Consider the following 21,983-nt stretch of genomic DNA (forward strand, 5'->3'; position numbering starts at 1 on the left):
ATGAACACACTCGTGTCCCATCAGTCAACCAGCGAACCGGTCACCATCCTACTCGTCGAGGACAACCCTGGCGACGTCCGCCTGATACGGGAAGCGTTCAAATCGGCGGGGTTCGCTACGACGTTCCATACGGTGACCGACGGAGACGCCGCCCTCGAATTTCTTCGGGAACAGGCAGCCGTCGAATCGGGACCGGATCTCGACCTGATGCTGCTGGACCTGAACCTGCCGCGAACGAGTGGCTTCGACGTTCTCGAGGAGATCAAGGACGATCCGATGCTGGCATCGCTGCCCGTTCTCGTCCTCACGAGTTCCGAAGCGACCGAAGATATTGTCAGAAGCTACGAACTCTGTGCGAACGCCTACCTCACGAAGCCGACCGATCCCGACGAGTTCGTCGACATCGGCCGAGCCGTCGAATCGTTCTGGGTCAACGAGGCGACGCTTCCGTCTCTGCCGTCGTAACGGGCGATCCGTTTCACCGTTCTCCGTCGACTGCGTGACGATCTATCGCATCCCGAATGGGGCAACACCGCTCGCGCAAGTCGAACGATCGTCCCGCTCGAGCACCCGCTGACGACCACGGCGATCCGGCAGACCATACGGAACGTCCTTATGAATCCCACGTACCGCGCGGCGCGGGGAGTCGTCGCCATCGATACCGACATCTGGCTCGTCGGCGAGGCCGGCACGGACGAGGTTTGTACCGAATCCGGCTCGTCACCTCGATCACGACCGGACTGATCGTGGCGGATTTCGTCATCCCCAGTTCATCTCCGCCGTCCTCAAAGAAGGGACGACGAACCCCGCGAAGATGGGTAGCGAGATGGGGCCAGATCCGGATCGATGAGCCGCTGAAATCGAAGGCACAATCCCCTTTCCCGTCGCAACTGTGGATTCCATGCGATGGCACTAGCAGAACTCGAACTGAACGATACCGAGCAAGAGTGTATCGACAACTGCTTCGAAGCAGTCCAGGCCTGCGAGTGGTGTGCAGACCAGTGTCTCGACGAGGACATGGACATGTCCAGGTGCATTCGCCTCTGTCGAGACGTGGCCGATCTGGCCAGCGACCACGCCCGATTCATGGCGCGTAACTCGAATTACAGCGACCAACTCACCGAGGCGACCGCCGGGGCCGCAGAGGAGTGTGCCGAGGAGTGCCGGCGTCACGACCACGACCACTGTCAGACCTGTGCCGACGTCGTCGAGAAGTGCGCCGAGTCCTGCCGCGAGATGATGCAGGCGGCCTGAAGCGGTCGTTCGTCCTCTTTTCGCGGAACCGCTCCGATAACGGGGGTGCGCGATTCGTCGCCCGCTACGCCTCGAGGTCGCGCTGTCGCCCCTTGGGCACCATCGAGCGCAGTTCGCCGTGGACGTAGAGGCCGACGCCGAGCGGTTCTCGCTCTCCCGCGATTTCGTGTGCGGCGATCAGATACCCCCAGTCGCCGTCCCACCGCTCGAGTTCCTGATCCTCCCCGGCGGCGAACCGCCGGGCCTCCTCGCGCTCGAGGTCGATCACGCACTCGGTCGCGGCCCGGCCGAAGCGCTGGACGAAGTCCGTCGTGGGTTTCCAGTGTTCCTGTCGGGTGCGCAGACAGGTCATCCCGATCGCCTCGATTTCTATCGGCGACGGAGCCGCGCCGCCGTAGATCCAGATCTTACCCGCGCCCTTCTCCCAGAAGGTGTAGCCGTCGAACGTCTCCGTCGGGATGCCGAACCGGTCCTCGAAGTAGTCGACGACCGCCTCGCGCGTGGCGCGACCCTCGACGGTCCGCTCGGCCGCGGTCGCGGGCAACCGATCGAACCGCTGTCCGTCGTTCGTCTCCGGTTCGGAGCCGCCGTCGCCGTCTCGTCCGTCGCTCATTCGGCCGTCACCTCCAGTTTCGCCACGAAGAAGCCGCCGGTGTCGTTCTGGTGGGGATAGATTCTGGCGGCTCGCTCGAGGCTCGAGTCGAACGCTTCCCCGTCCCACTCGGTCAGTCCGGGGGCGTGCTCGAGGCCCAACTCGAAGTCGACGACGCGGCAGTCCTCCTCGTCCAGCGCATGCTGGACGACGGCCTCGTTCTCCTCGGGGGCGAAGGTACAGGTCGAGTAGACGACCGTTCCGCCCTCGCGGGTAGCCTGGATCGCCCGCCGGATGATCCCCTTCTGGATGCCTGCGACCGAGGAGATGTGGCCTTCAGACCAGTTGTCCAGCGCGTCGGGGTTCTTCCGGATCGTCCCCTCACAGGAGCAGGGCGCGTCGACGAGGGTGCGGTCGAATTCGTCGAAGTCGAAGCGCTCGAGCGAGTAGTTGCGCGCGTCGGCGTTGGTTACGGCGAGGCTGGTCGCGCCGAGACGCTCGGCGTTGAATCGCAGCGCCGAGATTCGTCCGAGGTTGTTGTCGTTCGCGACGACCGTCCCGCGGTCGTCCATCAGCGCCGCGAGCTGGGTCGCCTTCCCGCCGGGGGCCGCACAGCAGTCCCAGACCCGCTCGCCGGGGTCGGGGTCGAGGACGACCGGCGGCACCGCGGAGACCTCCTCCTGACCGTGGGTGAACCCGTGAAACGAGGTCCACGTTGATCCCGGCGAGTCCGTCTCGAGGTCCAGCACCCGCGGGTTCCAGTCGGCCTGCTCGTAACCGACGCCCTCCCGCTCGAGCGCCGCGAGCGTCCGCTCGACCGAGGCCTTGATCGTGTTCACGCGGACGGCGTTGCCCAGCGGCCGCTCGCAGGCCGCCAGAAAGGCGTCGAAGTCGTCGACGATCGACCGATACCGCTCGAGTGGCTCCATCGAGCGCGGATTCGAGCGGCTGGTGTTTGTGGGTTTCGAAGCGGACGGCGGTCGAGGGGAGTCGTCTTCGGACCGCGTTCCCGACGCCCGCGATTTTATGCTCCTGACGCACTTCTGGTAGCGTATGGCAGAAGTTCGCTTGCAGGGACAGGCGGCGGAACTGGAGAATCCGACGCTGGTCGAGGGCTTTCCCGGCGTCGGCCTCGTCGGAAAAATCGCGACCGACCACCTCGTCGACGAACTCGACATGCGCTACTACGCCAGCGTCCACTGCGAGGGGCTGGCCCGAATCGGCGTCTACCGCGGCGGTGACCGGACGGCCCGACCGCCAGTGCGCCTCTACGTCAGCGAGGAGCACGATCTGCTCGCGCTCCAGAGCGACGCCCCAATCGCGTCCTCGGCGGTCGAGCGCGTCGCCGACTGTCTGACCGGCTGGATCGTCGATCAGGGAGCCACCCCGATCTACCTCAGCGGCCTCCCCGCCGAGCGCGACGACGAGCGGCCCGACCTCTACGGCGTCGCGACCGGCGACGGGGGCGACCGACTCGAGACCGCCGAGATTCCGATCCCGCCGGAGGACGGCGTCATCACCGGGCCGACCGGGGCGCTCATCAACGCCGCCGCTCGCGAGGACTTCGACTCGCTCGCGCTCGTCGTCCAGTGCGATCCCCAGTTCCCCGACCCCAAGGCCGCGAGCGTCCTGCTCGAGGACGGGATCGGCCCGCTCGCCGACCTCGCAGTCGACGTGCAGGAACTCCTCGATCACGCCGAGGAGATCCGCGCGAAGCGCGAGCGACTGGCTCAGCAGATGCAGGCGATCGATCAGAACGAGAGTTCGCAGGCCCAGCCCCTGCGGATGTACCAGTAGCGGCAGTCAGCGCGCTCGCCCCGTCCGGACTCGTGCACGAGAGTCGGCCGAAAACACGCTACGATTCACGCTACGCCGTCTCGAAAGTCAAGCTAACGTATATCACGGAACCGGGTGGTTCTAGCGGTATGTCACGCGAGACGGACCTCACGCGGCTTTCCGCGGTGCAGCTCGCCGATCGAATCCGAAGCGGGGACGTGACGGCGACCGAAGCCGTCGAGGCTCACCTCGAGCGGATCGACGAACGCGACGACGAGATCAACGCCTACGTCACGGTCAGCGCCGAGCACGCGCGCGAAGCCGCCGCCGAGGCCGATCGAGCCCTGGAAGACGGCGACGACGTGGGACCGCTTCACGGCGTCCCGCTGGCACTGAAAGACCTCGGCTCGGAGAAGGAAGGGATCCGCCACACGTACGGCTCGGCGCTGTTCTCCGACCACGTCGCGGATCGGACGGCGGCGATCGTCGAGCGCCTCGAGGACGCCGGCGCGATCGTGATCGGGAAGACGAACACGCCCGAACTGGGCCACAAGGGGACGACCGACAACGAGGTCATCGGCGCCACGGCGTCGCCGATCGACACCGAACTGAACGCGGGCGGCTCCTCCGGGGGCTCGGCGGCGGCGCTCGGCGCTCGCATGGCCCCGATCGCGACCGGCAGCGACGCGGGCGGCTCGCTGCGCATTCCGGCCGCGGCCTGCGGCGTCTACGGCTTCAAACCGACGTTCGGACTGGTGCCCGACGACGGCCGGCCGAGCGCGTTCGGCCGGGAACTCCAGCACACCACGAAGGGACCGATGAGCCGCACTGTGGAAGACGCTGCGCTCATGCTCTCGGTAATGGACGGCCCGCATCCGGCCGACCCGAACAGCGTTCCGATCGATATCGACTATCTGGACGCGCTCGAGCGGCCGATCGACGATTATCAGATCGCGTACAGCCCCGATCTCGACGTCTTTCCGGTCACCGACGACGTGCGGGCGGTCGTCGACGAGGCCGTCACCGCGCTGGCCGAGGCCGGCGCAACGGTCGACGAAATCTCGCTCGACCACGGCTACTCGATGGCCGACCTGAGCGAGGCCGCGATGCCGGCGTACACGAGTTCCGTCCTCGAGAGCGCGACGATCGTCGAGGAGGCCCACGGCGTCGACTTCTGGGAGCAGTCCGACGAGGTCTCCGACAGCCTGCTCGCGATGCTCCACATCGCCGACGAGCACGGCCCCGCGGACGTCGCCCGATCCGGGATCGTTCGAACGGGCGTCTACGATGCCGTCGAGGACGCGCTGACCGACTACGACCTGCTCGTGGCACCGACGCTCTCGCGGGCCGACGTGGAGCTACACGCCGACCTCGGTGCCGAGGCCTGGGAGTGGCCGATGACATGGCCCTTCAACTGGACCGGCCACCCCGTCGCCTCCGCGCCTGCCGGGCTGACCGAGCGCGGCCACCCCGTCGGCCTCCAGATCGTCGGTCGTCGATTCGCCGACGACGACATCCTCGCGGCGAGCGCGGCCCTCGAGCGCGAGCGGCCGTGGGACCACCTGTACGAGTAAGGGCGAGCGCTATTGATCGGCGTTACCGGGCCACACGAATCGTCTACCCGCGAATTTCGCTGTCGTAACCCGAATCGCTCTCCGCAACCCAAACCCATTTTCGCGTTCTCCTCCACCGTTCGCACATGGCAACAGAAGACGCCGACGCGATCGCTCCGGGGACGTGCCCGACCGCCAGCGGTATGCCGATGCTCGGACTCGGCACGTGGGAGAACGAGGACGCCGACCAGTGCGCCGAAAGCGTCCGAACGGCCCTCGAGACGGGCTACCGACACATCGACACCGCCCAGGCGTACCGGAACGAGGACGCCGTCGGCGACGGCATCGCGGCCGCTGACGTCGACCGCGAGGAGATCTTCCTCGCGACCAAAGTCTGGATCTCGAAGCTGGGCCACGACGACGTCATCGAGTCCACCCGAGACAGTCTCGACCGACTCGGCGTCGACTACGTCGACTTGCTGTACGTTCACTGGCCGTCCGGCGAGTACGACCCCGAAGAGACGCTGTCGGCGCTTTCGGAACTGCACGACGAGGGGCTGATCGAGAACGTCGGGGTCAGCAACTTCCTCCCCGAGAACCTCGAGGTCGCCGTCGACGTCTGCGACGCGCCGATCTTCGCGAATCAGGTCGAACTCCACCCGATGCTGCCACAGGAGGAGATCCGGGAGGCCTGTGACAACTACGATATCGAGGTCGTCGGCTACTCGCCGCTGGCCCGCGGGCAGGTGTTCAACCAGCCCGAGATTCAGGAGATCGCGGAGAAACACGACGCCACCGAGGCGCAGGTCAGCCTCGCCTGGGCGCGCGAAAAGGGAGTCACGGCGATCCCGAAAGCGACCGGCGCGGAGCACATCCGCGACAACTGGGAGTCGTTGACCGTCGAGCTCGACCAGGAGGATATCAACGCGATCGACGCGATCGACGAGACGAGCCGCGAGGTCGATCCCGACTTCGCTCCCTGGAACTGACACACTGCCGCCGCTCGGACGGCGAGACGCTCGTTTTTCCGCCGGCTGAAGACCTGTCGGCCGTAGAGAAAAAGCAGGAAAGTTTACGGTACGCCGGCCTTTTGGCTCGCGTATGTCTACCCGCTCACAACGAGGTGGTGGTGGTGGGTTCGTCGGTGCAATCAGGGCCGACGTTCAGCGGTTACACGGTGCCTGGATGGAGATCGTCTTCCCCAGGCAGCGCGGCCGCGGCCACTCCGTCATGGGCAAGTGGAAGCCTGAGACGCTCCCGCAGAAGGTCGGCTATCACGGCTGGAGCGTCCTCGGACTCATCGGCTTGCTCGTCCTCTATCCGCTGACCGTTCTCGGCCTCGCAACCCGCTTCTACGCGGCGAAACTCGACTCGACTCGAACCAGACTCGGTATCGTCGGCGTGACGGCCGTCGCGCTGCTCGGCTGGGGGCTGTTGACGATCGCCTGGGGCGCGATGTCGTACATGAGCCAGGTCGACATTCCCATCGAGGCCGTCCTCGCGGTCGCGGCGGCCAGCGGCGTCGCGACGGTGTCGACCGCGCTCGCCGCGACGTGTACCAAGAAAGGCGGCCGCGCAGTGACGGTGGTCTTCGCCTACCCGTTCGCGATGACGGCGCTGTTCCTCCCGCCCGTCGTCGCGGCGCTCGTGACGCCGTCGCTCCATCCGTACGTCCTCGATCCCAGCTACGAGTTCGCGGCCTGGGCGCTCGACAACGTGCTCGTCGTCGGCGGTATCAACGACTACCTCCGGGGCAACTTCAGCCTCGAGGGGGCCGCCTACGCCGCCATGTGGCTGGGCATCTCGTTCCCGCTGGGCTGGTTCCTCGGGACCATCGTCGCGCTGGCGAACCTCGTTCGCCCGTCGGAGTAGCCCGACTACTCCGCCCGCTTGTTCCGAACGTTTCGAGTCAGCAGCTTTCTCGCCTTCACATCCGCTTCAGAAGATGCGGATCCTGCCTGGAGCGCTATTAATTCTCCGCCTATCTGGACATCCGTGTGACAGTTTCAGACGACGATCCTTCGGGTCCGTCCCTCTACGCTTCGAATCCGGATACCGATGAGTGGGTTCACGCCCCCGACATCGATCCGGCCGACTCGGCCCCTCGGCGCTTGGGGCGGGCAGTTCGATGGGTGACGCGCTGCCTTGTCCGACGACCCGAGATCGGAATCGGGGTCACGAGCGGTGCGTTAGTCGGACTCGAGGTCGCAGCGGTGATCTGAGGAGGCGATCGGTCCAGTGTCGGTCACCGGACGCCCTGCACGGTTTCCTCGTCCCGCCACGAACCAGTACTGTGATCGCCATCAGACGACACCGCCGGGGTTCCGATGTCGTCTGCCACCGCTGGGAGACAGGTGCGTCCCTCGTCCGCTCGTCGCGTTCGTACGCGTTCCGTGATTCACAGGTACCGGCCGGTAGGTCACACAAAAGGCCGCAATCTCCCAATTTTTAATTATCCGGTCCCCAACACGGTATATGGAGTTCGACCTCCCCACGACCGCTGCCGCGTTCATCGCCGTCATCGCGATCGGTGTCGTCGGTCTGATCGCCGCGCCCATGATGGCCATGGATACTGTGTTGATGATGGTCGCGCCGTCGATGATCGTCTTCGGACTCATCATGTTCGGCCTCGGGCTCAAACACGGCGAATACCGCACGGTGGGTCGATAACGACGAACGGGATTCGAGAACCGGCGTTCGCGGTACGTTGTGGCCGGACAATATACGATGAGCGACGGCGCCGTCGCTCTCGAGTCGATCGAACCGGGAAAACCGGGGTAGCTATCGAGCGATCGTCGTCCGCAGGCGGCCTACATGTAACCCAGATCGCGCAGGCGCTCCATCAGGTCCTCCTTGTCCTGGGCGCGGCCCGCACGCTCGGTCGTCCCCTCGAGGTCCTGGAGCCACGCGGGGTCCTCGTCGCTCTTCTCGGTGCTGACTTCGCTGCCCAGCGAGCGGAAGCCGGCGAAGTACTTCGGTGAGATCGGGATGTCGTCCTGGTCGACGCCCTCGGGGAGGTCGTCGTCGCTCTCGGGGACGTAGCCCTCCTCGGGGAAGTTCTCGACCGTGTCCGGCACGACGAAGTTCCAGAAGGCCTCCCAGACGGCGGCCTCGTCGAACTGCAGGATGGGCTGGATGCGGTCGTGGGGCGGGTAGATGTCGGGATCGTGGCGCGGCGAGAAGAACGTCTCGTCGGCGCGGGCCTCCTGTTCGTCCCAGCGGACGCCGGAAATGACGCCGTCGATGTCGTACTCCTCGAGCGCGTCGTTGAGCGCGACTGTCTTCAGCAGGTGGTTGCCGACGTAGGTGTCCAGCAGGAACGGGAACTCCGCTTCCTCGTACTCGAGGATGTCGCGGACGTGGTGTTGGTTGTGCTCGGAGAGCTCCGAGATGTCGATGTCGTCGCCGGGCTCTAAGTCGTGTTCCTCGGCGTACTCGCCGACGTCTTCGTTGCGCGCGTAGATCACTTCGAGGTCCCACTCGTCGGCCCAGTGATCGACGAAGTCGTGGATCTCGTCGAAGTGCTGGAAGTGGTCGATGAAGACCGCGGGCGGTACCTCGAGGTCGAAGCGATCGGCGACCTCCTTGATGAAGTACAGCGTGAGCGTCGAGTCCTTGCCGCCAGTCCACATCACGGCGGGGTTCTCGTACTCCTCGAGGCCTTCTCGGGTGACCTCGATCGCCTTCTCGATCTTGTCCTGAATGTGCGGATAGTCTTCGGGGTCTTCGCCCTCGCCGTCGGTATAGTCGACGTCTACGTAGTCGGGAAAGTTCTCGGCCATCTCGTAATTAGATATAATTAGGAGGTGTAAATTCCTTGTGGCGGCGGAAAGGTCTGACGCCATTCCGGCCCACCGAATAGCGGTTTCGGCTGCAATGGATCCGGGTGCGAAAATCGGGTGATATCCGGCTCCGGGAGCGGTCGTGAATGGGGACGACGGCGGACGACACCCGAAGTCACCGATACCGGCAAACGTCTCGCCCACGGGCGGCGGCCCGAGCGAACCGACCGCGAATATTTCCACTCACGACACATTCTTTGTAGCCGTTCACCCACGCTTGAATGTGGACAGTTAGCATAGATGGATGACTGACGGATGGACGGATCGGTCGGCCGTCCGAACCGAGACGACGACTACTCACACCGTGTCAGCACACGAATCACCGCCGATACGACGGAGCATCGAGGTCGAGTACTGGGTCGTCGATCACCGGGGCCGGCTCGTCGAACCGGGCGATCTCGTCGACGCGTCGCCGGGCGCCGAACGAGAGTTCGTCGAGCCGCTGCTCGAGATCAAGACGACGCCCTGCGAGTCGACTGCCGAGTTGCGTGCAGAGCTGTACGAACGGCTCGGGGCCGTCCTCGAGCGAGCAGCCGAACGCGATCTGGGACTGGTCCCGCTCGCGACGCCGATCGATCACGGCGAGATCGGGGACCGACCGAGCGACCGAACCCGCGTCCAGGCGCAGGTCATCGGCGACGACTTCGAGTACGTCCGCCACTGCGCCGGGACGCACATCCACGTCGAGCAACAGCCGGGGCGGACGATCGACCAGTTGAACGCCTTTATCGCCCTCGATCCGGCGCTGGCGCTGGTCAACTCCTCGCCGTACTTCCGCGGCCGGAACCTGGCGACGGGCGCCCGCTCGAAGCTGTACCGCTGGATGGCCTACGACGACGTGCCCCACCAGGGCCGGCTCTGGCCCTACGTCGACGACACCGAGGAGTGGACGCGCCGCCTCGAGCGCCGATACGAGGACTTCGTAACGGCGGCGACCAACGCGGGGGTCGATCGGGCGACTATTCGGTCCAACTTCGATCCGGAAAGCGCCGTCTGGACCCCGGTCCAGTTGCGCGAGGCGTTTTCGACCGTCGAGTGGCGCTCGCCCGACACCGCCCTCCCGAGTCAGGTCGTCCGACTGGCGGATCGGCTGGTCGACGCCGTCGATCGACTCCGCGGGGCCGACGTTCGGATCGAGGGCGACACCGGGCGGGTGACCGATGAGGAAATCGTCTTGCCGACCTTCGACGCCGTGATCGAGTACGTCAACGCCGCGATCCGGGACGGATTGGCCTCGGACGCCGTTCGGTCCTACCTCGAGCGGATGGGGTTCGACGTCGGGGCCTACGAGCCGATCGCGCACGAACTGGCCGGCCGGGGATCGGTCGACCGCGAGGACGCGCGTCGACTCCGACTCGAGTACGCGGAGCGCCTCGAGGACGACGTTCGGCGCACGACGGCGATCACCGGCGACTGACGGGGCCGCCGACCGTCGGCGCCGTTTCTCGGGTGTGTCACCTGCCACCGGCGGGCAACGTATTACTCCGTGGCGCCGAAACCGACGGTCGCATGACGGACCTAGACGGCGAGACGATAATCGTGACCGGCGCGAGCAAAGGACTGGGTCGCTCGATGGCGCTTCACCTCTCGGCACTCGGGGCGAACGTCGTTCTCACGGCCCGCAGCGAGGACGACCTCGAGGCCGTCGCCGACGAGGCCGACGGCGAGACGCTGGTCGTCCCGGCCGACGTTCGCGACGCCGAGGCGGTCGACGCCGTCGTCGAAGCGGCGCTCGAGCGGTTCGGGACCGTCGACACGCTGATCAACAACGCCGGCGTCTCGGGGCTCAGCTTCGGCGACGAGCGCCGGCTGCTGGTCGAGACGGACGAGGAGGAGTGGGATCGGATCATGGACGTCAACGTCAAGGGCGTCTATCTGTTCACGAAGCGCGTCCTCGAGGCGATGCTCGAGGGCGGTCAGGAATCGGGAAACATTCTGAACGTCTCCTCGGGCCTCGGCCGGCACGCAGTCCCCGGAGCAGCAGCCTACATCACGTCGAAATGGGGCCTCGAGGGCTTTACGCGCGCAATCGCACTCGAGGCCGAAGACGAGGGAATCAACGTCAACGCGATCGATCCGGGCGGGCGCGTCAACACGCGCATCTGGGGCCACCTGCCCGAGCACGAGCGCCAGGAGATACTCCAACCCGACGTAATGGACGATGCGGTCGCGCTGCTCGCGGCCCAAGGTGCGGACGGGGTCACCGGCGAGTCGATGACCGCCGGAGAGTGGGAAGACCGGCTCGAGTAACGCCGCTTTTGTGCCGCGTCGCTACGACCGACGATCGATCGACCTACGACGACGAGAGCTGATTCTGGCATCCGTGGCAGTAGCTCACGCCCGGCTGATTCAGCGTTCCACACGCCGAGCACTGGACGGTCGACGACCCCTCGCCCTCGACACCGAGTTCGGTCGCCAGCGTCGAGAGCACGTCGTCCGAGGGCGTGATATCGCGGTCGCCGTCGTATCCGCGCGTCCGCGCCCACTCGTTGACGAGGTCGTCATCACGGAGACGCTCGAGACCCCGGACCAATCCCAGAAAGCACAGCGTCGGGGCGATCATCACGAAGGCCGCAACGGCGAGGCGGCCGACGAGCGCGTACGGTCCCGGATCGTTCATGGCCGTCGTTGGCTCCCGGAGATCAAACCTCTATCGCCGAACGGAACCCGGAAGCGCGTTCTCTAGATCTCTCAGCTACCGCCCCGGGTCGCACTGGAACCGTCTCGAGGCGCGGCCCCGCGGGTCGCCGGAGACCGACCCCAGACCGCTCACTGGGTCGGAACGATACGGAAGACGCCACCTCCGTCGCCGCCGGCTCCGAGCGCGTACAGTTCCCCGTCACCATCCTGGCCGAACGAAATCAATCGCTCGGGAGTCGCACCGTCGGTGACCCGGACGGCGGTCGTGGGCCACAGGCCGTCGTCGGATGGAACGGCAGCGAACAGCCGCCCCGACGGTACGAAATCGCCGAAGACGTACGCCCCCTCGAGCGCCGGTAGTGCCGTCCCTCGATAGACGTAGCCGCCGATGACCGACACGCCGCTCACGGCCGTGTCGGCGGGTGGATGGGGATATTCGATGATCGGGTCGCGGAACCGTTCGCCGCCCCGGACGCCGTCGGCGGTCCGTTCCGGACAATCATCGGCCTTGAAGCATTGCGTCCCCTCTCTGACGTTCCAGCCGTAGTTCCCGCCCTTCTCGACGAGGTTTACCTCCTCGTAGTCGCTCTCGCCAACGTCTGCGACGTAACAGTCCTCGCCGTCGAAAGACAGCCGCCACGGGTTTCGAAATCCCCACGCGTAGTACTCGTCGAGTCCGTCGCGGCCGACGAGCGGGTTGTCATCCGGAACGGTGTAGGCCCGGTCCGCCGCCCGCTCGTCGACGTCGATCCGGAGGACGCTCCCGAGGAAATCCGTCGTCACGTCCTGACCGCCGCCGCCACCGCCGCCACCCGCACCGATACCGACGTAGAGGTAGCCGTCCGGCCCGAACGCGAGTCCGCCGCCGTTGTGGAAGTCCGCCGGCTGCGGGATCTCGAGGACGACGCGGCTGGAGTCGCGCTTCACCCGCCTGCCGTCGGCGCTCGCCTCGAACGCCGCGAGGATGCCCGTGTGGTCGAACTCCTGGGGCGTCCCGGACCGACGGGGCGCACTGAAGTGGACGAACAGCCGCCGGTTGTCGCCGAATTCGGGGTGCAACACCATACCCAGTAACCCGCGTTCGCCACCGCTGAGCACCGTCTCGCGCAGATCGAGGAGCAGTTCGTCTCGGAGCCCGTCCGATTCGTGAACGCGAATCCGGCCATCGCGCTCGGCGACGTACCGGCGGTCCGCATCGGGGGCAAATTCGACGGCCAGCGGGAACGCCAGCTCGTCGGTCACCGGCTCGAGCCCGATCGCATCTGGCAATCGATCGAGTCCGTCCGCTCGGTCGTTCGACTCCTGCGCGACGGCCGACCGCCGCGCGGACCCGACGGTTCCGGCCGCGCCAGCGGCTGCGACCATCAAGAACCGCCGTCGACTCTGGACAGTTCGCATGGTGGCCCGTACCACCTCGAGCGGAAAATACGCCTGTCAGGTCCGCGGAGAACGTCGTACGGCCGCGACTGTGTCCGAAAGCGAGCGGTCGATCCCCGGACCACCGGGTTCTCGTCGTCGCTTTCGTGGCGATACCGAGAGCATCTCGTCGGACCGCTGGCGCGAACACCGAGGTCGGCTGGTCGCCGCTCGCGTGCGAAGGTCGCTTACGCCCGACCCCTGCAAAACCGCTCGGCGCGCCGCTGGCCGCGTTGCATCAACCGATCGATGAATACCGGATCGCGATCGACTTTCGACGATGCGCTCAGGTCGCTCCCGAGATCGATGAATTCGACGGCGACCGGCTTGTACTCGTCCGGAAGGCTGCCGTCCTCGATCAGTTCGTTGATCGTCTCGATGAAGTCGACTTCCTGATACAGCGAGAGGTTGCCCGCCAGTTCGTTGCGCCGGTCGGCGATCTCCTCGACGGATTTCGGGACCTCCTCGCGATATCTGGGATTGATCTGGACGATCCAGATTTCGTCGGGTTTCTCCGCCGCCCGGTCCGGTACCGTCAGAAAGTCTCGAATCGGCGGGTTCTGCGAAAACAGGCCGTCCCAGTACCAGTGGTTGCCGATTCCGACCGCCTCGAACAGCGTCGGAATCGCCGCCGACGCGAGGACCGCTTCCGCGGTGACGGCCCCGTTGCGAAAGGTATCGAACTCGCCTTCGGTCACGTCCGCTGCTCCGAGGATCAGATCCGTCGACGCGTCGTCTGCGAGCGCGGGAAACCGCTCGAACTCGATGTGCGCCTCGAGCGTCTCGAGGAACCGCGCACGGCCGGCGTCGGTGGTCGGAAGTTCGTAGGGACTGAACAGCGGTAACGGCCCGCCGCGTGCGGCGAACCGCGCCAACGCGACGAGCCAGGCGTTGGAGAGCCGTTCGAACGGCGACTGCGCCGAGAGGTCACGCCACACCGCGTCGAGCGTCGCGACGGCGCGGTCGGTCCCACCCGTGGCCAGTCCGTACCAAGCGGCGGTGGCACAGACGGCCCCACCGGACGTCCCGCTCAGTCCGACGAGCTCGTACGAGTCCGTACCACACTCTCTGAGGAGACGCTTGAGCACGCCTGCGGTGAACGCGGTGTGACTACCGCCTCCCTGACAGGCGATCGCAACGCGAGTGGAATCGCCGGCATCGACATCGGTCGCCATGGATACCACGCCACCGCGCCTCGAGATAGTGGTAGGGAGATGTCAGACGCCGGAACGAACAGCGGCTATCCGCTTCGAGGCCGTGGCGACCGTGGCCCTGTCGGTAGCCCGTCTATTCGGTCAGTCAGTGATGAACTTGTTGTCACGCCAGTTGACGCCGCCCTGTCCCGAACCGCGGTCGCGTGGTCCTTCGACGACTTCGATATCTGCGGGGCGGGGTTCGCCGTCGACGATTCGGGTCGCCTCGAGGTCGCCGTCGCGTTCGGAGATCGCCGTGAGAGTCCCCTTCTCGGCGGCTTCCGCGATGCCACAGAGGACGAGGAACATCTGGTACTGTAACAGCGAGTTCTGGAGCACGGTCTCGCGGTCGCCTTTGAACGCGGCGAACTCGACGAGTTCCGATTCGATCTCCTCCTCTTCTTCCTCGTCCCAGCTGAAGGATTTCTGTCGCCGTTCGTCGGGGTCTTCCTCGTAGACCCGGTTCTCCGTGACGCTGGCCTTGAGCTGGGCCGTCGGCGTGTACTTGCTGACGGATTGGTCCTCGGCGACGGCTTTCAGAATCAGCGTGTTGTTGCGTCGCGTGATCTCGACATCGTCGACACCGTCCGGGAACGTCGCGTCGTCGATGTGGTCGCGGAGGTCTTCGAGGGGCAGTTCGAGCGTCGAGTGCAGCCGATATACGTGTCTGGATTCCTCTGTTGACATAGTGGGAAGGTGGGTACGGCGACAGTCGTGGTCTGCTAGTACGAGGGCGTGACTTATATGACCTGCTATTAAATCCGTGAAATATCAGGTTGGAGAAACGTATGTGGGGGTTACGACTGCACGTCGTCGCCGACGAGACGCTCGCCGGGAAACCGATCAGGCCGCGTTGAGCGTCTCGGCGAGTTCGCCGCGTTCTTCGAGTTCCTCGAGTACGTCGGAGCCGCCGACGAACTCGCCGTCGACGAACGTCTGCGGGATCGTCTCCCAGTCGCTGCGTTCCGACAGCGCCTGTCGGAACTCGTCGAGCGACTCGAGCACGTCGACGGTTTCGAACTCGTCGCGGTGGTGATCGATCAGGCCGAGTGCCTTGCGGGAATAGCCACACTGGGGCATGAGCTCCGTTCCCTTCATGAAGAGGACGACTTCGTTCTCCTCGATCGCCTCGGCGACCTGCTCGTTGACCTCGTCCTGGTCGAGACCCTGATTCGGTGGGAATTCCATACTGGAGTATATGGCAGTGAGGGGGGATATGCCTTGCGTCATTGGCACTCGCGAGCCGGGACGCGACTCGACGGCGCCGAACGAAGGTGGCGAGCGTCCTGAACGGGTCACTCTCCCGACGATCTAGTCGGCCGTCGCTGCCGTCTCGAGTACGTCGAGTTTCTCGGCGGTGTAGCCGAAGACGTCCTGATAGCCGTTCGGCGACATGAGGACCGGATAAAACGACTCTTCGGCGATCTGTTTGTCGCCGTCGGCTGCGGCGAACGGCGAGCCAGCCTCGACCTCGGTGAAGTTGTCGACGAACACCTCGTAGGTCTCTGCCTGCTCCTTGCGAATGACGTCGGTGAGCCGATAGACGGGTAGCTCCCGGCGGACGGTATCGCCAGGCAGGACGCCGACCGCGGTGAGAAACGACCGCGTCAGTCGGTCAGCGTTCTCCGCCGCCGTGTCCGATCCCTGAAGCCCACACTCGACTTCGACGGTTTCGATCGCCGAGAAGAGCCGTCCCTCGGCGAAGTTGCTCGTCTCGACCATCGCCGCGACGGGCAGTTGCGGAACGATCTCTCTGGCCGTCTCGTCGACACCTTTGACGATCGCGAAGGGATCGCCGTGGCTCTGCGTCGAGTGCATCGAGAAAGTCAGGCAGTCCTCGAGTTCGGCGACGAGTTCGTGAGCGAGCTGTCCCTCGTGGGTTGTGGCGTCCGGATCGCCCGGAAACGCACGGTTCAGATCTTCGTCGACGAACCGCACCTGTCGCTCGAGTGCCTCCTCGTTGGCGACGACGAGCTTGACGGGGCGTTCGACGGTCGGGCGTTCGTCGAGCAGTCGCTGGACGGCTCTGACGCCACAGGGTTCGTCCCCGTGGATACCCGCGACGACTGCGATTTCCGGCGTTCCCGACCCGAGCTGTGCGACTCTCATTACCAGTTAGTTCGGCTGAAAGGGGAAAGGCGATTCGGTCTTTCACAGCCGGCACGCCCTGGTAACCACCACCATACGGGATGTGAGCGATCGCGACTAGCCTGCGAACACCTGCCAACGATCGCGACGCGAGCGGGCGATCACTCGAGCGAGTCGGCGTACTCGCGGTCGACCGCGCTGGCGGTCGGACGTTCACCGTCGAGCGAAATCTGCCAGCCGTCGATCCGGGCTGGCTCCTCGAGTGCGGCGGCGAGCGTCGTTCTGACGGCGCGGACGTCGACGCCGTAGTAGTCCGGCGGGACGTCGTGGAGGTACTGCAGCGCGGTTTCGAAGAGGCTGCGCATGCCGTCGTCGTTCTCGAAATCGACGTGCTTGTACGCCCCTGCCGCGACCTGCACCATCCCGTGGAGAAACGCGCTTTCCGTGGTCCCACGCCCGTAATTGTACCACTCCGCTTCGAAGCAGTCGTGTGAATCGTGGTACTCGCCGGCATTGTAGAGCGCGACGCCGTGAATCACGGCTCGTCGAAGCGTGCCGTGTTCCCAGCCGTTCGATTCACCCCGTTCCGCGCTCCAGCCGGTCGGAGACCCCGAAACCGGGGGGCTCACGGCGTTGTCACGCGTATGGTCGCCCATCGGTATCACGTAGGCCCTTTGGAACTATCTCTCTTGGGACGACTCGGACGGCGTCGCCGTGCTCGAGCAGTGGGTCCACCGGCAGCTGTTCGGTTCGACGTGTCACCTTCGGAGTGTGTAAGCACCGCCTTTATTCGGATACGACGCCCTACATTGGTGTATGACCCAGCCGTACGGCCGGTGTCAGCACTGCGGGGAACGCCTCTACGGACACGTCGAGGGCGGCTACCAGTGTTTGAACTGCGACCGGCGCTACTCCGAGCGGGACCTCGAGACGCAGTCGGCCTGAGCGATCGGACAGGGGGTCGGCTTCTCGAGGAGCGCGGGGCTCGAGCAACGGTAGGGCAGTCGTACCGCTAGCCGCCGCCCGACGCGACGATTATCTCCCGCCGGTCCGTTACCGAACACGGATCGGTCGATTTAACCCCGAGGACGCCCTCAGCCAGCAATGCGTGCGAGGGTAGCCAAGCGGTCAACGGCGGCGGACTCAAGATCCGCTCGTGTAGACGTTCGTGGGTTCGATTCCCTCCCCTCGCATCGCAGCAAAGTGCACGGTCGCACGGAGCGAGATGCGGAAGATCAGCACGAAGCGATCTTCCCTCGCAAACGTTTCCCGAAGTACTCCACGTAGCGACGCGCCTGTCATCGAGGGCAGTCCGGACGGATCCGGTAGCAGATATAGCCGCCCTATCACGTTCGTCTACCCGGTTACGGCGACGATCCGCGACGTCTCGCGTATAGCGATCGCTCCGACGAAGAGAGCGACGCGATGTGCCACAGCTGGTTCGAGTCGATCGCGTTGCAGGTGACCCGCTGGAGATATCCGTCCGTCTGAGGAACACTGGTGAGCGGCGCGACCGCGTCCGTTAGCGATCGGCCCGCCGCAGTCCGGAGCGCATTCGGACCAGCAAAACGGTCGCGATGGCCGCGGCGGCGGCCAGCCCGCCGAATCCAGGAACGGTGTCCGAGAGGGGGCCCGACGGCGTCGCCGTCGATCGGGCGGCCCCCGACTCGTCGGTCACCGTCACGTCCCCGACGGTCGATCCGTCGACGGTGATCGTCGCCGACGACTCGAGCGTCGCCTCGAGCGAGATCGTGGTCCGCTCGCCGGCAGCCAGACCGACCCGTTCGGTCGCGATCGGTTCGCCGTCGGCGGCGACGGTGATCTCCCGGGTACCGGCAACGTCGCCGGCGTTCTCGACTGTCGCCTCGATCCGGACCGGTTCGCCGGATCGAACCTCGCTCGGCTCGAGGTTCGCGTCCACGATGTCGAACGCTGGCGTCGCACCCTCGACGCCGATTGCAACCGACGGGAGGCCGGAGACGGTGGCGGTGTATGTCCCCGTCTCGGAGTCGTATCTCGTCCGGACCGAGCGCCATTCGCCGTTTCGGTGCTCCGAGAGGACGACGTCCTCGGGTGCTGTTCCCGCGGGAAGCGCCTCTTCGGCGACGGTGAACTCGAGGGTGTGCCAGCCGATCGTGTCCGCGATGCCGTCGTGGTCGAAACTGGCGTAGCTGACGGCTCCGTTCCGGTGAGGAGCGGTACCGCGGGTTCCGGGGCGGAGGGTGAACTCGTAGCTCGTCCGGCTCGTCGCGGGGACGATCCGCACGCGCTCGAACGAGACGCCGTCAGCGCCGACGCCGGTGAGCATCGTTTCGGCCGGCTGTCCATCCTGCGAGCCGGTGACCTCGAGTAGCGCGTTGCCGTCGACCGTCGTGGACGTGAGCTGGATTGCTTCGGTTCCGGATCCGATACCGAAACCGCCACCACCGCCTCCACCCCCACCGCCACCCCCGGATCGTTCCGCGAGTTCGAACGACGCGGTGGTCGCCTCGTCGACGGCGAGCGTCCGAACGTAGGTCTTATCGGCGAAGCCAGCGCCGTCGGGGGGCGTGACCGTGATCGTTACCGTGCCGTTGACCGACGCGCCCAGACCGTCACCGTTCGGCCCCAGCCAGCGGCCCGACTCGTTGGTCGCCGTCGCCCGCGTGACCACCGCGTTCTCGGTCGCGTCCGCGTCGATCGGCGAGACCGCGACCGACGCGTTCGCGACGCCGCCACCGCTCTCGTTCGTGACCTCGACCGCCAGATCGTGGCCGGGATCGAGTTCGACGGCGACCGTCTCGTTGCCGCTGACTTCGCGGTTGAGGACCGTTTGATAGGTCGGGTACGCGCTCGCGTTCTCGAGGTAGACGCCGTGGGTGCTGACGTTTGCCTCGGTCGCGGCCTCGAACTCGCCGTCCTCGACCGTGCGCTCGTCGGTCCAGTTACCGTGAGCCGGCGTGACGAGAACGGTGCCGTTGACGCCGCTCTGTGCGGTCGCGGCGAGCGTTCCCGATCCGGTCGCGGGGCGGCTGATCGTTCCGTTCACCCGTGCGACCCCGCCGTCGATGACGAGGACGCCCGACGAAACGGTCCGCGTGTCCCCGGCCAGATCAGTCAGGTTCGCGCCGACCCGCACCACGCCCTCGTCCGACGGATCGAACGTGTGGGTCGCGTTCCACCGCTCTCCGGGGACGGCGTCGTACGACTCGAGCCACGCCCGACCGGTGATGTACTGGTCCGCCTCACTGTCGAACGTGACTGAAACGTCGATTTCGTCGCCGGTCGCCGCCCACCACGGGGCGGAGACGGTCGTCGCCGCGAAGGGGTCGTCGTAGGTGACTCTGAGATCCGTCCGCACTTCTTCGCCCGCGGTCGGCGTCAGCGACGCGTTCGTCGTCGCGTTCTCGAGCGAGACGTTCACCGTCGCGTCGTCGGGAACGGCCGAGGCGTCGACCTCGAGCACTCCGCCGCCGTCCGCGGCGGTCGGAACGCCGAACCGGCCGTCGGCGGTCGTCGCGTTCGCGACGATGGTCCCGTTGTGCGTGACTCGAACGGCGAGGCCGTCGCGTGCCGGCGCGCCGTTGACTGCGACGGTGCCGGCGTATCGCGCCGGCGGATCGACCTCGAAGCGGACCGTCGACGTGGTCGCGGTCTCGTTCTCGAAGGTGGCCGCGAGCCCCACGACCTCGCCGTCGACGCCGTCGGCCGCCGTGACGTTGACCCCGAGGCCGTTCTCGACGGCGTCGCGGTCGACCGCGACTTCCTCACCCGGCGCGAGCTCGGTTCCGCTGACTGCGATGGTGAGGTTTGCCGGATCGACCGTCGTCTCGCCGGAGAGGTCGATCGTCACGTTCCCCGTCTCGGGAACCGCGAACGTCGCCGTCTCCGCGGAGCCGTTGCTGACGCCGTAGGCGTCGAAATCGTCGCTGACGTGTAATCGCCCTGCACCGAGGTACGCGACGGCGTTCGACAGGATCGCCTGCCCGTCGTCGGTTACCGTCCCGGCATGGGGCGTTACGCCGAGCAAAATCTGCTCGTCTGCCCTGTCGACCGAGATCCCCGTGCCGTCGGCGAGCACGCCGTCGTCAGTCGACGACGCGAGCGTCCGGGTCCCCGGCGCATCGAACCACGTCCGGTTCGTGGCGTTCTCGAGCAGCGTCACGGCGTCCCGTTCGCCGCCGACGCCAGCGAACAGCGGATGGTCGCGGTCGATGACGGCCTCGACCGTCCCGTTCGAACTCGAAGTCTCGAGGCCAGCGATCTCGGACGTGTTCTGCGCGAGTCGAACCAGCGCGTCGTCGCCGACGCCGTCGCCGAGGTAGAGAACGCCGGTGTCGTTGGCCGTCGTCGCGTCGACGAACGTCGCTGTCGGATCGGTATGGGTGTCGTCGGTCGCGGGTAGCTCGAGCGCGACGAAGACGTCGTACGCGCCGGATTCAGCAGCTGAGACTGCATCGGACGTGTTGACCTGACTCGTTCGGTAGGCGATCGGCAGCCGCGCCGTCAGATTCGTTCGAAGTCGGTCGGCGTCCGAATCTCCGGAATCCGCAACGACGCCGACGTCGTAGATCTCCGGCACGACGCGCGACGGCCCCGTCCGAACCGTCTGCGTCTCGTTGCCGCGAACGAACTCGTGATCGAGTTCGAGGGTGCCGTTAACGTCGTTCGCGAGGGACGTCGTGACGTCGAACTGGCCGTCCGTGACCGCCGGGTCGAAGGTGACGGTCTCGTTCGGCCCGAACCGCTGTCCGCCGGCTTCGAACTCGAGCGCACTGGCCGCGAGCGTCGCGTTCTCGGTCCGGGTGATCGTCAGGTTCTCGAGTCCCGTGACGTTGAACGTCGTCGTCACCGAACTATTGGACTCGATCGGCTCCGGCAGTCCGCCGTCGACGACGGCGACGAAGTCGAGGGCCACGTCGTGCGCGACCGTCGCGCCCGAGGACAGGGCGAGCGTTTCGGTGTCGGGGTGATGTCCGGTCGCGTTGACGGTGACCGTTCGATCGCCGGGGATGACCTGCAGTTCGTAGCCACCGGTGGCGTTAGTCGTCGCGTTCCACCGGCCGCCGTCGACCGAGACGGTCGCGTTCGCGATGGGCGCACCCGCCTGATCGGTGACCGTCCCGGAGAGCGTGACCAGCGAAGTGGCGTCGACCGCCGCCTTCACGTCGACGATCCCGTGCCCGTACCGGGTGTCCTGTCCGGCGGGTTCGCCGTCGGGTTTCCAGGCCGTCTCCTCGAGCGCGGTCGCGACCTCGTCGGGCCGGAGGTTTTCGTTGGCCGATAGCAGCAACGCGACCGAGCCGCTGACGTGCGGGGCCGCCATGCTGGTACCTGACTTGCGCTGATAGCCGCCGCCGGGAACCGCGCTCTCGACCCACGAGCCGGGCGCGGCGACGTTGGGGACCGTGTAGTTCGCTGGCCAGTCGGCCGGCGGCGAGGACCAGGCGTCGTCCGTGACGATGGTCTCGCCGCTCGAGAACGAGGCGACGTCGCCGGACTCCGTCGAGGCCCCGATCGCGAACGTCTCGTAGTTGTTGTGGTTAATCCCACCAACGTCTTCTTGACTTTCCATCCCGAATCCCGCTCGAGAGGGGGCGATTCATGGCGAACGTTAACAATATCCGACGGATGGACGAGCAGGTAAAGA

General features: G+C 66.1%; 22 protein-coding genes and 1 tRNA gene. 12 read left to right on the forward strand and 11 right to left on the reverse strand.

Annotated elements, in window-relative coordinates; genetic code table 11:
* The 3 genes from NDO75_RS23375 to NDO75_RS23385 all read left to right on the forward strand — a co-directional run bounded on the left by NDO75_RS23375 (window position 1) and on the right by NDO75_RS23385 (window position 1,254).
* On the forward strand, window positions 1–465 hold the full coding sequence (locus tag NDO75_RS23375; protein ID WP_310909038.1) for a response regulator: 465 nt from the start codon (window positions 1–3) through the stop codon (window positions 463–465).
* A gap of 150 nt (window positions 466–615) precedes the next feature.
* Entirely contained in the window at window positions 616–744 is a 129-nt protein-coding gene (locus tag NDO75_RS23380; protein ID WP_310909039.1) for a hypothetical protein, read from the forward strand.
* Window positions 745–906: 162 nt separating this feature from the next.
* On the forward strand, window positions 907–1,254 hold the full coding sequence (locus NDO75_RS23385) for a four-helix bundle copper-binding protein (RefSeq protein WP_310909040.1): 348 nt from the start codon (window positions 907–909) through the stop codon (window positions 1,252–1,254).
* Window positions 1,255–1,318: 64 nt separating this feature from the next.
* Here the strand turns inward: NDO75_RS23385 and NDO75_RS23390 are convergent, their stop codons facing one another.
* Window positions 1,319–1,867, reverse strand: coding sequence for a hypothetical protein (locus tag NDO75_RS23390; protein WP_310909041.1), 549 nt, complete (start codon window positions 1,865–1,867; stop codon window positions 1,319–1,321).
* Entirely contained in the window at window positions 1,864–2,775 is a 912-nt protein-coding gene (locus tag NDO75_RS23395) for an RsmB/NOP family class I SAM-dependent RNA methyltransferase (protein ID WP_310909042.1), read from the reverse strand. Before NDO75_RS23395 ends, NDO75_RS23390 begins: the two co-directional genes overlap by 4 nt.
* Window positions 2,776–2,899: 124 nt before the next feature.
* Between NDO75_RS23395 and NDO75_RS23400 the strand changes: the two genes are divergently transcribed.
* The 5 genes from NDO75_RS23400 (at window position 2,900) to NDO75_RS23420 (ending at window position 7,845) form a co-directional block, all read left to right on the forward strand.
* Window positions 2,900–3,643, forward strand: coding sequence for a proteasome assembly chaperone family protein (locus tag NDO75_RS23400; RefSeq protein ID WP_310909043.1), 744 nt, complete (start codon window positions 2,900–2,902; stop codon window positions 3,641–3,643).
* A 128-nt stretch (window positions 3,644–3,771) separates the two neighbouring features.
* A complete protein-coding gene (locus NDO75_RS23405; protein ID WP_310909044.1) occupies window positions 3,772–5,196 on the forward strand; it encodes an amidase in 1,425 nt (474 codons plus the stop codon).
* 125 nt (window positions 5,197–5,321) lie between these two features.
* Window positions 5,322–6,164 carry an aldo/keto reductase gene (locus tag NDO75_RS23410; RefSeq protein ID WP_310909045.1) on the forward strand — a complete coding sequence of 281 codons (843 nt, stop codon included), beginning with the start codon at window positions 5,322–5,324 and terminating at the stop codon, window positions 6,162–6,164.
* A 112-nt stretch (window positions 6,165–6,276) separates the two neighbouring features.
* Entirely contained in the window at window positions 6,277–7,047 is a 771-nt protein-coding gene (locus NDO75_RS23415) for a hypothetical protein (RefSeq protein WP_310909046.1), read from the forward strand.
* A gap of 603 nt (window positions 7,048–7,650) precedes the next feature.
* Window positions 7,651–7,845, forward strand: a complete 195-nt coding sequence (locus NDO75_RS23420) for a hypothetical protein (RefSeq protein WP_310909047.1) — start codon at window positions 7,651–7,653, stop codon at window positions 7,843–7,845.
* Window positions 7,846–7,985: 140 nt separating this feature from the next.
* Here the strand turns inward: NDO75_RS23420 and NDO75_RS23425 are convergent, their stop codons facing one another.
* The gene (locus NDO75_RS23425; RefSeq protein ID WP_310909048.1) at window positions 7,986–8,957 is read right to left on the reverse strand and encodes a phosphoadenosine phosphosulfate reductase family protein; all 972 of its coding nucleotides are present in this window, start codon (window positions 8,955–8,957) and stop codon (window positions 7,986–7,988) included.
* 364 nt (window positions 8,958–9,321) lie between these two features.
* On the opposite strand from NDO75_RS23425, the gene NDO75_RS23430 reads away from it, so the two are divergent.
* The gene (locus tag NDO75_RS23430) at window positions 9,322–10,434 is read left to right on the forward strand and encodes a glutamate-cysteine ligase family protein (protein WP_310909196.1); all 1,113 of its coding nucleotides are present in this window, start codon (window positions 9,322–9,324) and stop codon (window positions 10,432–10,434) included.
* Between the two features lie 92 nt (window positions 10,435–10,526).
* The gene (locus NDO75_RS23435) at window positions 10,527–11,267 is read left to right on the forward strand and encodes an SDR family oxidoreductase (RefSeq protein ID WP_310909049.1); all 741 of its coding nucleotides are present in this window, start codon (window positions 10,527–10,529) and stop codon (window positions 11,265–11,267) included.
* Window positions 11,268–11,310: 43 nt separating this feature from the next.
* Here the strand turns inward: NDO75_RS23435 and NDO75_RS23440 are convergent, their stop codons facing one another.
* The 7 genes from NDO75_RS23440 to NDO75_RS23470 all read right to left on the reverse strand — a co-directional run bounded on the left by NDO75_RS23440 (window position 11,311) and on the right by NDO75_RS23470 (window position 17,010).
* On the reverse strand, window positions 11,311–11,637 hold the full coding sequence (locus NDO75_RS23440) for a zinc ribbon domain-containing protein (protein WP_310909050.1): 327 nt from the start codon (window positions 11,635–11,637) through the stop codon (window positions 11,311–11,313).
* Between the two features lie 149 nt (window positions 11,638–11,786).
* Window positions 11,787–13,055, reverse strand: a complete 1,269-nt coding sequence (locus tag NDO75_RS23445) for a PQQ-dependent sugar dehydrogenase (RefSeq protein WP_310909051.1) — start codon at window positions 13,053–13,055, stop codon at window positions 11,787–11,789.
* A 206-nt stretch (window positions 13,056–13,261) separates the two neighbouring features.
* Complete coding sequence (locus NDO75_RS23450; protein ID WP_310909052.1) at window positions 13,262–14,248, reverse strand: patatin-like phospholipase family protein; 987 nt, start codon at window positions 14,246–14,248, stop codon at window positions 13,262–13,264.
* 120 nt (window positions 14,249–14,368) lie between these two features.
* Entirely contained in the window at window positions 14,369–14,953 is a 585-nt protein-coding gene (locus NDO75_RS23455; RefSeq protein WP_310909053.1) for a hypothetical protein, read from the reverse strand.
* 156 nt (window positions 14,954–15,109) lie between these two features.
* Complete coding sequence (locus NDO75_RS23460) at window positions 15,110–15,454, reverse strand: glutaredoxin domain-containing protein (protein WP_310909054.1); 345 nt, start codon at window positions 15,452–15,454, stop codon at window positions 15,110–15,112.
* A gap of 123 nt (window positions 15,455–15,577) precedes the next feature.
* Window positions 15,578–16,375 carry a succinylglutamate desuccinylase/aspartoacylase family protein gene (locus NDO75_RS23465; protein WP_310909055.1) on the reverse strand — a complete coding sequence of 266 codons (798 nt, stop codon included), beginning with the start codon at window positions 16,373–16,375 and terminating at the stop codon, window positions 15,578–15,580.
* A 140-nt stretch (window positions 16,376–16,515) separates the two neighbouring features.
* On the reverse strand, window positions 16,516–17,010 hold the full coding sequence (locus tag NDO75_RS23470; RefSeq protein WP_310909056.1) for a DUF309 domain-containing protein: 495 nt from the start codon (window positions 17,008–17,010) through the stop codon (window positions 16,516–16,518).
* Between the two features lie 160 nt (window positions 17,011–17,170).
* Here NDO75_RS23470 and NDO75_RS23475 point away from each other — a divergent pair, with 160 nt between their 5' ends.
* Window positions 17,171–17,299: a hypothetical protein gene (locus NDO75_RS23475; protein ID WP_310909057.1), complete on the forward strand. Its 129-nt coding sequence runs from the start codon at window positions 17,171–17,173 to the stop codon at window positions 17,297–17,299.
* 165 nt (window positions 17,300–17,464) lie between these two features.
* Window positions 17,465–17,547 (forward strand) — tRNA-Leu (locus tag NDO75_RS23480).
* A gap of 329 nt (window positions 17,548–17,876) precedes the next feature.
* Here the strand turns inward: NDO75_RS23480 and NDO75_RS23485 are convergent.
* The gene (locus NDO75_RS23485; protein WP_310909058.1) at window positions 17,877–21,908 is read right to left on the reverse strand and encodes a S8 family serine peptidase; all 4,032 of its coding nucleotides are present in this window, start codon (window positions 21,906–21,908) and stop codon (window positions 17,877–17,879) included.
* Window positions 21,909–21,983 lie beyond the last annotated feature (75 nt).

The organism is Natrinema sp. 1APR25-10V2, assembly GCF_031626495.1.
GTDB lineage: Archaea > Halobacteriota > Halobacteria > Halobacteriales > Natrialbaceae > Natrinema.

Excerpts from the sequence above, each read along its gene's own strand:
- NDO75_RS23415 (WP_310909046.1), top strand. The coding sequence starts at position 6,277 with ATGTCTACCCGCTCACAACGAGGTGGTGGTGGTGGGTTCGTCGGTGCA.
- NDO75_RS23435 (WP_310909049.1), top strand. The coding sequence starts at position 10,527 with ATGACGGACCTAGACGGCGAGACGATAATCGTGACCGGCGCGAGCAAA.
- NDO75_RS23445 (WP_310909051.1), bottom strand. The coding sequence starts at position 13,055 with ATGCGAACTGTCCAGAGTCGACGGCGGTTCTTGATGGTCGCAGCCGCT.
- NDO75_RS23450 (WP_310909052.1), bottom strand. The coding sequence starts at position 14,248 with ATGGCGACCGATGTCGATGCCGGCGATTCCACTCGCGTTGCGATCGCC.
- NDO75_RS23410 (WP_310909045.1), top strand. The coding sequence starts at position 5,322 with ATGGCAACAGAAGACGCCGACGCGATCGCTCCGGGGACGTGCCCGACC.
- NDO75_RS23470 (WP_310909056.1), bottom strand. The coding sequence starts at position 17,010 with ATGGGCGACCATACGCGTGACAACGCCGTGAGCCCCCCGGTTTCGGGG.
- NDO75_RS23420 (WP_310909047.1), top strand. The coding sequence starts at position 7,651 with ATGGAGTTCGACCTCCCCACGACCGCTGCCGCGTTCATCGCCGTCATC.
- NDO75_RS23380 (WP_310909039.1), top strand. The coding sequence starts at position 616 with ATGAATCCCACGTACCGCGCGGCGCGGGGAGTCGTCGCCATCGATACC.
- NDO75_RS23465 (WP_310909055.1), bottom strand. The coding sequence starts at position 16,375 with ATGAGAGTCGCACAGCTCGGGTCGGGAACGCCGGAAATCGCAGTCGTC.
- NDO75_RS23405 (WP_310909044.1), top strand. The coding sequence starts at position 3,772 with ATGTCACGCGAGACGGACCTCACGCGGCTTTCCGCGGTGCAGCTCGCC.
- NDO75_RS23395 (WP_310909042.1), bottom strand. The coding sequence starts at position 2,775 with ATGGAGCCACTCGAGCGGTATCGGTCGATCGTCGACGACTTCGACGCC.
- NDO75_RS23485 (WP_310909058.1), bottom strand. The coding sequence starts at position 21,908 with ATGGAAAGTCAAGAAGACGTTGGTGGGATTAACCACAACAACTACGAG.
- NDO75_RS23425 (WP_310909048.1), bottom strand. The coding sequence starts at position 8,957 with ATGGCCGAGAACTTTCCCGACTACGTAGACGTCGACTATACCGACGGC.
- NDO75_RS23475 (WP_310909057.1), top strand. The coding sequence starts at position 17,171 with ATGACCCAGCCGTACGGCCGGTGTCAGCACTGCGGGGAACGCCTCTAC.
- NDO75_RS23455 (WP_310909053.1), bottom strand. The coding sequence starts at position 14,953 with ATGTCAACAGAGGAATCCAGACACGTATATCGGCTGCACTCGACGCTC.
- NDO75_RS23385 (WP_310909040.1), top strand. The coding sequence starts at position 907 with ATGGCACTAGCAGAACTCGAACTGAACGATACCGAGCAAGAGTGTATC.
- NDO75_RS23440 (WP_310909050.1), bottom strand. The coding sequence starts at position 11,637 with ATGAACGATCCGGGACCGTACGCGCTCGTCGGCCGCCTCGCCGTTGCG.
- NDO75_RS23460 (WP_310909054.1), bottom strand. The coding sequence starts at position 15,454 with ATGGAATTCCCACCGAATCAGGGTCTCGACCAGGACGAGGTCAACGAG.
- NDO75_RS23400 (WP_310909043.1), top strand. The coding sequence starts at position 2,900 with ATGGCAGAAGTTCGCTTGCAGGGACAGGCGGCGGAACTGGAGAATCCG.
- NDO75_RS23390 (WP_310909041.1), bottom strand. The coding sequence starts at position 1,867 with ATGAGCGACGGACGAGACGGCGACGGCGGCTCCGAACCGGAGACGAAC.
- NDO75_RS23375 (WP_310909038.1), top strand. The coding sequence starts at position 1 with ATGAACACACTCGTGTCCCATCAGTCAACCAGCGAACCGGTCACCATC.